Consider the following 10,008-nt stretch of genomic DNA (forward strand, 5'->3'; position numbering starts at 1 on the left):
GTGATCTCCTTGTCTTGTTAATTGTGTGTTGAGGTGGCCGGCACAGGGTCGCTGTTATTACTCAGCTGCGGTATCGAGTCTATGGTCGTGATCATCCAGGTTCCGCCGTTATTTTCGACGGTCAGCGGAAACGTGAAATTTATTGTGGCAAATTGCGACGTTTGCGCAATGACTCGCGCTCGGATGTGAATGCGGGTCCCCGGTGCCGGTGCGTCAGAGACCTCGGTGGCGGTATCCGCGTTCTTGATCACGGCGCTTTGATAACCGCCGATCGGTTTGATCCATGAGTCAGCCACGATGTAGCGGTCGAGGCCGCTCGTGGCGGTCAGGTATGTGTTGATGAAGCCGCTCACCACGGGATAGACCGGGTTGCTGGGACTCAAGGGGTGGTCGTAGCCCTGTTTCACATCGACACCCGGACCGGGGTTACTCATCGGCACCGGCCAGTCCATTGCGCGGGGTTGATAGTGCCAAACCGACACGGGCACACCATAAAACGTGCTGGTCGCTTCCGCCGAAGCGTAGGAACGTTGCTGCACGACCACCACAACCCCGTACAGATCAACGTCGCCGATCGACCCGTTGGGCACCACCGACCATACTTTGGGAGTGTTAATCACCGCCGGCGGCGGCGCAGCCGACTGGCTTGCTGCGGGGGCCGTCTCGGGCGCAGAAAGCGTGATGAAGCGTTGCAGCGTCGAGTGTTTGGAGCTCGGCGTGGTTAACACTGCGGCAACGAAATCAGCGGCGAACTGACCCGCGGCGTCGCGCTGATTACCGGCACGGTTGGCGATTTCGGCGACATCGCTGGTATCAGGATGGGATGCACTGAAACGAGGCAGCGAACCCGAACACCGCAAAGAGCGTCACGATCGCGATCGCGGGCTGACGAAGATGACCGCGGCCGCGCCTGATGCGGTGTTGCCAGGTCCTCGACATCGTGATGGTGCTCATCAACGCTGCTCCTTAGTTAGTTAGGCGTGTGGCCGAAGAACTGCAGTTGGCTCATCGCGAAGGTGGCATCAACAGGGTTGCTGGCAGTGCCGCCGCTAGCGGGATCGGCAGGCGGTGGCGACGCCAGGTCAGATCCCTGTGTTCCCATGAGGGAATCCACCAGTCCGTTGGGCGGTTGCTCACCTGCGCCGGCGCTGGGCCCAGGCGCCCGCGAAGTCGGCAGTGGGTTCGCCGGCGGGCGATCGGTGTGCAGGATAATCACATCGACACGGGACACCAGGGCTCTTCTGGGCAACGTCACCGAGACCGGACCGTGGACGCTGTGCGTCTCGACCGACAGCGGATCGGTGACGAGTTCATTACCGTTGAAAAAGTTGAACTGCAAGTTGGTCACGACCCGGTGCTGCAACCACTCATCCTTGCCGCCTTGGGTTTTGGCCACCCAACCGGGAGTCACCGACACTGAATTGAGCATGTAACTGCATGCCGAGTTCGGACGGGACGCGTCGCAGAGGAACTGCACGTGCAGCACCTGGCCGTCTAGCCGGCTCTCCTGTGGTCCGCGGCCACATACCCACGCCGAGTCGGTAGTTGTGTCCGTCAACGCCAACGGTGAGCGCGCGGCGAGCTGGTCGCCCGCACCGCCGTCTGGGGTGCAACTGGTGCTCCATGGGGTAAACGGCACAGCCTGATCCTGTTGCGGCACGGGGGCACTGGTCGTCGGAGCGGCGGCGACCGCGGCGATGGTGGCGTGATGCTGCGGCGGTGACACCGGATCAGGGCCGCCGCCGAATCCCACGAATGCCACCACGATCAGCACCGCCACCACCACAGCACCGCAGCCCAGCCACACGGCCGTTCGTTTTGCCCCACGATTGATGTCCGGATCGGTCTGCTCGCCAACTCGCGCGGGCACGTCGAGTTCGTGCGGCGGTGGCGCGGCGGCGGCCTGTACGGCCGCGGCAGGGTCGGCGCTGTTGTCCTGTCCGACCGCGTCGGCGTCGGCGTCGACGCCGGTGGGCCCCTCACTGTCGGTGCAGTCGGCCTGGGGCCCGAGCTGATCGGTCACGGTCAGTATCGGCCCGTCCTCTAGCAGTTGCTCAAGCATCCAGTCTTGAGTCGACGCTCCCCCCTTAGCCACCACGGCTGCCCCCCGTGATCACGTCACCGTCAATGACCGGGTGGCGCTGTGGTTGTCCGTGAGCGTCCATCCACACCGGGACGAGCACCCAGCCCGCAGGGCGGGCTGGGGGCGGCTGCCATGCAGGCGCGGGCCGGCTCACGGCGACGGCCGTCGCCGGAGGCAGCGCTGCTGGCGGTGCAGCGGCTTTGCGGGCGCGGCGATCACGCAGCCGCACGACCACGACAACGACGAGCACGACAATAAGCAACGGCCAGGTCCTGGCTAACACCTGGACGAGGGCCAGCACAGTGGCCACCGTGCCCACAAAACCCATGCACACCAAGGCGATCAGTATTCTCATGACGCCACCCTAGCTATCGGATATGACAGAAATCCGGGGCCGGAATGCGGTGTCAGATTTCGCGCATTCGGTGCGGTAGGGTGCGAGTTATGACCGCTCCAGCTGAAGGGATCGACCGGCTCATCCACTTCGTTGAGGCCCGGCTCGCTCAGCTGAAGCTGTCCAAGACCGAAGTCGCGCGCCGCGGCGGCCCTGCCGTCGATACCCTCACCAAAGCCCGCCGCCGGCAAGGCCAGAACACCCCAACGGTCGCCACCCTGCTGCGCTTGGATGCCGTTCTGGGATGGCAGCCCGGCTCTGCGGCCGTTGCTTTGGTCGGCGGCAATCCCCTGAGTCTTCTGGCCCGTCGCAGATGGGCTCGACACGGCAAGCACCCGCTGCAGCCCCTGAACGAAGGCGAAATCGAGCAAAGGCTCACAACGCAGCTCCGCGAAGAACTCGACCGGCTCGAGGATGACCGAGCGGCGGTCGACCGGCGCATTGAGCTGCTGCGGCGCGTGATCGTCGAACTGTCCCCGGACGAGGAGCTGGCCGGCGAATACGATACGGACACCTCGCTTCCCGACGCCAACTCCGCGTGAATCGCTGGTCACAGTCACGGTCGTGTCCTTTCGCCCGGCTCGTGCAGTGGTCGGATGTCGACCACCCCCGGCCCGGTCATGTAGTAGGCACCCAAAATGGCCGCCGCGTCCTCGGCCGTTATCGGCTTTTTGGTCGGCGTCAGTGGCCACCACTGGTCGGACCCATCGACAGCCAGCCAGCCCTCGGCGATGCCATAGATACCGGCCACCGTGGGAATCATGACGAGCTGTAAACACAGCCAGGGCAATACCGCAACTTGGCCGAATGAGCCGGCCGGGTCATAGACCAGCTGAGAAATCAGCACCGTCAGCGCGCCGAAGGCCGCCCCGGCCCACAGCATCGCCGCGACCGGGAACCCGCGCAGCGTCTGCGGGATCAGGCGGACCAGCACGGCCTTCAACACCCACCCCGCTGCCCACCCGATCGGGGCAACGACGGCTGCTGCCACAACAAAGGCCACCTCCGCGCGGGCAGCCCGCGACTTGGCTGCCCGCATCCACAGTGGATCTGTCCGGGTGTCGTCGTGTGGATCGGGCACCGCCGAGGTGCGAATGCGCTGCCGCTTGCGCACGATCCGTCCCAGCTCCTCGGCGCGGCAGCGCTGAATCGTCGACCACGATTGGTAGTAGGCGATCCATTCTCGCCGGACGTCATCGAAGCGGTCCGGAGGCAGGTCAACGGCCATATATTGAGCGTAAAGCCCCCAAAGACGCCTTCCTGCACTATTTTTTCGCCGCCAGCGGCCTGCTGCGGGCCCAGGGCGGCGGCAGTCTGGGCTTCCCTGACTGGTGTTAGTGATCCACCGAGAAGCAGGCTGTGGTACACGCGCTCATGGGCAAAGCTGTGGCTGAATGTTTCTGACAGACAACGCCTTATTGTCGCAACCACTGACTATGATGCTGCAGACAGAATCGACGATAGACGTTGGCGCACTGTCTCAGGCGGGCTGCTTGTCACCGCCGCCCCGGCCGCCTCGCCGGCGGGCGGCTGTAGACGGTATGGGGGCTAGCTGAGGCCGAAGGCCTCGTGCTGCAAATCGATTCGTGGGTTGCCGCGTGAGTGAACACTCGCGCTGGTAGTGCCACATTTGCAGATCAGGAGGCCTCCGGTGATTGTTCAGGGTACGAGTGTTGGGTTAGATGTGCATGCGCTTTCGGTCGTCGCACACGCCGTTGATGAGGAGACAGGCAAAATAGCCCGGGCGCGGCTGTGCCCGGATCATGGCGAGGTCCTGGGCTGGTTGCATCAGCTAAGGGCCCCGGTGCGGGTGGCCTACGAAGCCGGTCCGACCGGGTTCGGGTTGGCGCGGGCGATCACCGAAGCCGGGATGGAATGTCTGGTCGCCGCACCCTCGAAGTTGCAGCGCCCGCCTGGGGATCGGGTCAAGACCGACGCCCGTGATGCCGCGCGTCTGGCCAGGCTGCTACGGCTAGGTGAGATCACCGCAGTGCGGGTGCCGGAACGGGAGATCGAGGCGGTGCGCGATCTGGTGCGGTCCCGCGAGGATGCCCGTGCCGATCTGATGCGGGTGCGGCACCGGTTGTCGAAACTGCTGCTGCGGCAAGGGTTTGTGTATTCCGGTGGAACGCCCTGGACATGTGCGCACGAGGAGTGGTTGCGTCGACACCGTTTTGACGACGTTCACCTGAAGGCGGCGTTCGATCACGGCTTCGACGCCGTGCTGGCAGCGACCGCGGCGCGTGATCGCCTCGATGAGCAGATCATGGTGGTGGCCGCCTCGCCGCGGTTCGCCGACCTCGTCAATCGGCTGGGCTGCCTACGCGGCATCTCGGCTCTGACCGGTCTGGCCCTGACGGTGGAGATCGGTGACTGGTCTCGGTTCACTGGGTCCTCGATCGGCGCCTACGTCGGACTGGTGCCCTCCGAATACTCTTCGGGCAACTCCCGGGTTCAGGGTTCGATCACGAAAGCTGGCAATACCCATGTGCGCCGGCTGCTGATCGAATCAGCCTGGCATCACCGTAAGTCCTACAGCACATCTGGGCCCACGCTGCGGGCCCGCTGGGCCAAGGTCGACCCGGCGCTTCGGGCTCGTGGACACGCCGGTAACCGGCGCCTCAACAAGCGGTGGCGCGGTTTCACCGAACGCGGCAAGAACCCTCTGGTGGCCAACGTCGCCGTTGCCCGCGAACTCGCCGGCTGGTGCTGGTCGCTGGCGACCATGCAATAAGCAGCCGGCATCGAATCTTGGCTGACCCAGGCGATCGGGCGTCGGCGCGGTGAGTGAACGAACCTGTCAAGAACCTATGAGCCACAACGTGATTCAACGCAGATCGTCAGTGACGCTCGCTTGTAGACAGCAGTAACGTTCACATCCGAATCATCGTCCTGCGGTACCCAACCCGCGCATATCAGTCTGACACCACCGTCGTGAGCAGCGACCGCCGACACCCACCACCGGGCTAGCCAAAACGAAAGCCGCCCCGGCTTCCCAACCGGGGCGGCTTTCACCTGCCTCTTGACAAATTTGCCTACATATCAGGTTCTCATTCTCCGTGGCGGATGACGATGCCTCTACCTGCAGGTTTGCAGAATTCTCATCGAAAATGGCGGACGGACTTTTCTCATCTTTGTGGCGGATCCTAGAACCATACGGTTGTGCATGAATCGTGAACACGTCGGAGACGATTACAGGAATGAGTTTTCCGCGGTCAGGCCGCGCTCGGGGAACGCGCCAAGCGCGAACGTCTCGGCGTTGCCCAGCCCGACACCGCCGCCGACCGGATCCTCCACACGCACGAGCAGGTCCCGCAGCTGGTGTAGTTCACGCGCGTTCTCCAGCTTGTCGCAGTCGGTGACGTGGTTGCTCTCCACCTTGAGATCGCCGACCCACTGGCCGTACACCCAGTCGTTCCAGCCGTAATAGCCGGCGGTACCGAGGTGGAAGCCCGTCGGGCCTGCCGCGATGAGAGTCAACGGGCGCTTCGCGCCGTCGGTGTCGATGAGCGTGATGGTTCCGTGGGTGAACCGACGGTTTTCGTCCTGGAAATGCAGGTCCTGCTCTACCGATGCAAAGCGGTGGGCGGTGCCGTCGGCGTTCTGTTGCTCTGCCTGACAGCGGATCTCGAGGTAACCATCGCCGCGCTCCTCCTGGTACATGACAAACAGCGAGTACGCAGATCCGTCTTGGCGGGTCAGTGTCATCGGCAGCCAGGTCATGAACATCTGTTTGATCTTGCGGCCGCCGCGCGGCAGGCCGGGTATCGGCTTGCCCACGCCCGGGCGTAGTCCCCACGAGTGGTCGCGAATCGAGATCCATTTGTCGGCCGCGATTTCGGTGCGGTCGCCCTCCAGCTCGACCCAACCGGCGGCCACACCTATCTGGTGATACCGCAGCACGTTATGGGTGACGCGGTACCCGTCGGGGCTGCGATCAGGCCACGGATCCTCCAGTGCCGCATCGAAGTCGCCGCGCAGCTCGACGTCGAATGCGATTGGGGCATGTTCGGTCGCATCGAGGCTCACCTGGATGGCGCGCAGCGGTTCGACCACGCGGTAGTGAATCGGCCCGACGTGAGTGGCCGCCGGGTGGGAAGACAACCGCCGCCCGGCCCGCACGGTCCATTGCTCGGTGCCGCGACACACACCGGCCGCTCCGTCGAAAACCCCGCGGTTGGTGTACTTGCCGATACCGAGGACGACCTGCAGCGAGTTGTCGCGCGCATGCGCGATTGTCCAGATCTTCTCCGTCCACGACGGATCCGACTGGGCGACGGTGGCGAACGTGTCGACGATCTGGTGGGTGAGCAGTTCATCTTCGGGGACCAAACCGCCGTAATTTGTTGACAGCAAAGCGATTATTCTCCTGCAGTGTTGATGGGTGGGGACCCGAAGAAGGTCGTCATGTCTGTGCCACGGTCGTATTGACGCATCCACTCCCCTGCCCAGTCCGGCAGCGGTTGGTCGGCGGGATCGTGTTTTGGGGTCTGCGACAGCATCAGTCGCCACACCATCTTGACCAACTGGGTTGTCGGCACTGCATGGAACAACGTCGGCGGCCCATCGCGCCGGGCGCGCCGACGTCCACCCCGGGGAGCGCGGTATTTGAACTCGTCGAATAGCAGATTCGACATCAGCTCTTGAGCCGACGCCCCACGATCTTCGTGCGGTACGACCGCATCGAAGGTCCTGGCAACCCGCTCGGACAGCTCGCCGACGTGGGCGAACGTAGACCGAACGTGTTTGACGCGGTACCAGGGATCGGGATTGAGGTGCCGGCACAGGATCAGCCCCGAGCTGCGGTGCTCGATCTCTTCCACGAAGTGCCACATCATCAGCGATGCGACCCGCTGATCTCCCCCGCCGAACAATGAATCGCGGTTGTCCAGAATTACTTTGAACAGCGGTGTGAACGTCGCCTCCAGGTTGGCGATGTAGGCGGCGTGGAATTCGATCGGCTGCTCATCGATCAGGTCGTCGTAGGCCCTGCAGGCATCCTCGTAGCACTGCTCCAGCTCGGGGTAGCGCGCCACGAGGGCGATCATGTGTTTGCGATGCGCCGCGGCGTGCTGCGCTTCCTGACGCAGGAACGCATCGGCTTCGGCGGCGATTTCCGGGTCCTCGTTGAGGCGATCCGCGGCCTTTCGGACCGCGCTGACGATGTAGCGCTCGAACGGCACCGCGATGAACGTGAAGGCATTGCAGAACAGGCCGAAGTTCGGGTTGGCCGGTTGCCACATGAATGGCACAGTCTCATCGAACTCCCAGGGGATCTTGCGGACCACGAGCTTCGTCATCGGTCGCCACCTCCCCATTGCGGGACTTAACATTGGCATCCAGCGGTGTGTCATGTGCCGGTCCGGACGCCGGGGTCTAGGATAGGGTCAGTGTGACATTTGGACCTTTATATGTAAAGGATGGAACGGTGGCTTCTCGCCCGCTCGCCGACGCCGAACAGTCGACGCGACGACGGATCCTTGCGGCCACGTTCGTCGTGCTCTCGCGCGACGGACGGCGGAAGCTGCAACTGTCCGATGTAGCCGCCGAGGCCAACGTCTCTCGGCCGACCCTCTATCGGTACTTCGGCTCCAAGGAAGGACTGCTGGAAGCGTTCGGCCTGTACGAACAGGACAACTTCGACGCAGGCATCACCGCCGCCATGGCGGGATTGAGCGGACCCGACCGGCTCGATGCCGCACTGCGATTCGTTGTCGACTTCCAGAGTTCGTACTCGCTCGGCTCGCTGGCCGACATCGAGCCCGAGCACGTGATCCATCAGATGAAGCGTGCGCTGCCCATCATGCACGAACGCATCGCCCGCATCATTCCCGGCGAGAACAGCGGCATCGCGGCCGCCGCGGTTGTCCGTATCGCCGTCTGCCACTACATGATCGGGGGCGGTGGCCCCGAGGAGTTCCTGGCCGAACTGCGTCACGCCGCGGGCCTCGACCCGTCCCGGCGGCGTCTGCCACGGCCCACCAAGGCGGCCGGCTAAGCGTCGAGCCAGGTGCAGATTTTCGCGGCGATCAGCGCGGGTTGTTCCAGATGCAGGAAATGACCGACACCGTCGATAATCTCGAAGGCCGACCCGGCGGCCGGCAGATGTTGGGCCAGATCCCCCAGCAGATCGGCGCCGATCGCACCGTCGTCGGCGCCGTGCAGGTACAGCGTCGGCACCGGCGGCTGCTGCATCGTCGCGGCTCCTTCAATCGCAGCATCCGCGTCGGCGAACTGGGGATTGAAGGATGCGCGGTAAGGACAAATGACATCCGCGATGTTGTCCGCCGTCACGTACCGACGCAATTCTGCGACATCGTCGCGCGGGTCATAACCCGGGGACCAGTCTGACCACAGCGACTCCCAGAAGCCGGGCTCAATCAGTGTGGCCTCGGCCAGGCCGACCTGCTGGATGAGCCAGATGTAGAACGAGCGCTTCAGCTGGCGGTAAGTGAACATGGCCGCGCCAAGCGCGGCGACCGGAGGCGCCGCCAGTGCGACGAATCGGCCGAACGCGCTGGGATCGCCGGACACCACTCCGAATCCCGCGTTCGCGCCCCAGTCGTGGCCGACGAGCACCGCCCGCTCGTCGGCCCGGTATTCGCGGCGGACGTCGAGCAGGTAGCGCACGTAGGTACCGGCGCTGACGGGCTTGCCCACGGGTGCGTCATATCCGGGCAGCCAAGGTGCCACCACCCGGTAACCGCGCTCGGCGAGGACCGGGCCCAGGTACCTCCACGTATGCGGGGTGTCCGGAAAGCCGTGGACGAGGACAGTGAGCGGAAGCGCTGCGTCCTCGATATGTCCGAACGTCAGCGGTCGGGGCCGGGTCACCCGTCGAGCGTATTACATCGATGCAGGCAAACGTAAACATATATTGCTTTACATCCAATGAGACGTATGTAATATCTGTTCGCATGGCAGGAATCACGCTCGCTCAACGCGACCTGGCCGCCACCCGAGCGCAACTCCAGGCGTGGTTCGAGCACAGGTTCCACGGTGAAGCGGCGGTATCTGAACTGCGGGCAGCGAATCGCGCCGCGGGGTGGTCCAGCGAGAGCCTAGTCTTCACAGCGGATCTCGACGGGCACACCAATGAGTACGTGATACGGATTCCTCCGGCGGGTGGAGGCATCTTCCGCGACTACGATCTGGGCGCGCAAACCCTGACCCAGGAACTGCTACACGAGTACGGGATCGCGACCCCCTCGCCGATCCTGTATGAGCCCGACCATACGTGGATCGGCTCGAAATTCCTTGTGATGCCACGGATTACCGGTCATACGCCGTCAGACACCTCGTACGCGACCCGAGGGTGGTTGCACGATGCGGGCCCAGCGGTCCAACGGCGCGCACACGACTCGTTCCTCGAAACCTTGGCAGGGCTTCAGCGCGTTCCGGTCAGCGAGGCGCCCTGGCTCGAACGCCCCGCCGGTGTCGGGCTTTCCGCCGAGCTGGCGTGGTGGCACGAATACGTGCGGTGGGGAACCGACAACCAGGTACCCGATGTCATGACAGAAGCGTTCACCTG

General features: G+C 64.0%; 11 protein-coding genes. 4 read left to right on the forward strand and 7 right to left on the reverse strand.

Annotation, left to right across the window (positions count from 1 at the left end; genetic code table 11):
• Positions 1-17: 17 nt before the first annotated feature.
• The 3 genes from ACLP9N_RS38790 to ACLP9N_RS38800 all read right to left on the reverse strand — a co-directional run bounded on the left by ACLP9N_RS38790 (position 18) and on the right by ACLP9N_RS38800 (position 2,438).
• Positions 18-860 (reverse strand): conjugal transfer protein, encoded by an 843-nt coding sequence (locus ACLP9N_RS38790; RefSeq protein WP_442412357.1) that lies wholly within the window; start codon positions 858-860, stop codon positions 18-20.
• A 110-nt stretch (positions 861-970) separates the two neighbouring features.
• The gene (locus ACLP9N_RS38795; RefSeq protein ID WP_442412358.1) at positions 971-2,095 is read right to left on the reverse strand and encodes a hypothetical protein; all 1,125 of its coding nucleotides are present in this window, start codon (positions 2,093-2,095) and stop codon (positions 971-973) included.
• A complete protein-coding gene (locus tag ACLP9N_RS38800) occupies positions 2,088-2,438 on the reverse strand; it encodes a hypothetical protein (protein WP_442412359.1) in 351 nt (116 codons plus the stop codon). Before ACLP9N_RS38800 ends, ACLP9N_RS38795 begins: the two co-directional genes overlap by 8 nt.
• Positions 2,439-2,527: 89 nt before the next feature.
• On the opposite strand from ACLP9N_RS38800, the gene ACLP9N_RS38805 reads away from it, so the two are divergent.
• Positions 2,528-3,019, forward strand: a complete 492-nt coding sequence (locus ACLP9N_RS38805; protein WP_442412360.1) for a hypothetical protein — start codon at positions 2,528-2,530, stop codon at positions 3,017-3,019.
• A gap of 14 nt (positions 3,020-3,033) precedes the next feature.
• Here the strand turns inward: ACLP9N_RS38805 and ACLP9N_RS38810 are convergent, their stop codons facing one another.
• Positions 3,034-3,705 carry a hypothetical protein gene (locus ACLP9N_RS38810; RefSeq protein WP_442412361.1) on the reverse strand — a complete coding sequence of 224 codons (672 nt, stop codon included), beginning with the start codon at positions 3,703-3,705 and terminating at the stop codon, positions 3,034-3,036.
• A gap of 423 nt (positions 3,706-4,128) precedes the next feature.
• Here ACLP9N_RS38810 and ACLP9N_RS38815 point away from each other — a divergent pair, with 423 nt between their 5' ends.
• The gene (locus tag ACLP9N_RS38815; protein WP_442412362.1) at positions 4,129-5,211 is read left to right on the forward strand and encodes an IS110 family transposase; all 1,083 of its coding nucleotides are present in this window, start codon (positions 4,129-4,131) and stop codon (positions 5,209-5,211) included.
• A gap of 458 nt (positions 5,212-5,669) precedes the next feature.
• Here the strand turns inward: ACLP9N_RS38815 and ACLP9N_RS38820 are convergent, their stop codons facing one another.
• Entirely contained in the window at positions 5,670-6,833 is a 1,164-nt protein-coding gene (locus ACLP9N_RS38820; RefSeq protein ID WP_442412363.1) for a hypothetical protein, read from the reverse strand.
• A 5-nt stretch (positions 6,834-6,838) separates the two neighbouring features.
• A complete protein-coding gene (locus tag ACLP9N_RS38825) occupies positions 6,839-7,777 on the reverse strand; it encodes a metal-dependent hydrolase (RefSeq protein WP_442412364.1) in 939 nt (312 codons plus the stop codon).
• Between the two features lie 128 nt (positions 7,778-7,905).
• Between ACLP9N_RS38825 and ACLP9N_RS38830 the strand changes: the two genes are divergently transcribed.
• Positions 7,906-8,475, forward strand: coding sequence for a TetR/AcrR family transcriptional regulator (locus ACLP9N_RS38830; RefSeq protein ID WP_442412365.1), 570 nt, complete (start codon positions 7,906-7,908; stop codon positions 8,473-8,475).
• Here ACLP9N_RS38830 and ACLP9N_RS38835 read toward each other — a convergent pair.
• On the reverse strand, positions 8,472-9,311 hold the full coding sequence (locus tag ACLP9N_RS38835) for an alpha/beta fold hydrolase (RefSeq protein ID WP_442412366.1): 840 nt from the start codon (positions 9,309-9,311) through the stop codon (positions 8,472-8,474). The genes ACLP9N_RS38830 and ACLP9N_RS38835 overlap by 4 nt on opposite strands.
• An 83-nt stretch (positions 9,312-9,394) precedes the next feature.
• Between ACLP9N_RS38835 and ACLP9N_RS38840 the strand changes: the two genes are divergently transcribed.
• On the forward strand, positions 9,395-10,008 hold a 614-nt coding region (locus ACLP9N_RS38840), incomplete at its 3' end, for a phosphotransferase (protein WP_442412367.1).

The sequence above is a fragment of the Mycobacterium sp. genome, from assembly GCF_052144515.1.
Taxonomy (GTDB): domain Bacteria; phylum Actinomycetota; class Actinomycetes; order Mycobacteriales; family Mycobacteriaceae; genus Mycobacterium.

Coding starts and splice junctions, on each gene's coding strand:
- ACLP9N_RS38805 (WP_442412360.1), top strand. CDS start 2,528: ATGACCGCTCCAGCTGAAGGGATCGACCGGCTCATCCACTTCGTTGAG.
- ACLP9N_RS38825 (WP_442412364.1), bottom strand. CDS start 7,777: ATGACGAAGCTCGTGGTCCGCAAGATCCCCTGGGAGTTCGATGAGACT.
- ACLP9N_RS38800 (WP_442412359.1), bottom strand. CDS start 2,438: ATGAGAATACTGATCGCCTTGGTGTGCATGGGTTTTGTGGGCACGGTG.
- ACLP9N_RS38810 (WP_442412361.1), bottom strand. CDS start 3,705: ATGGCCGTTGACCTGCCTCCGGACCGCTTCGATGACGTCCGGCGAGAA.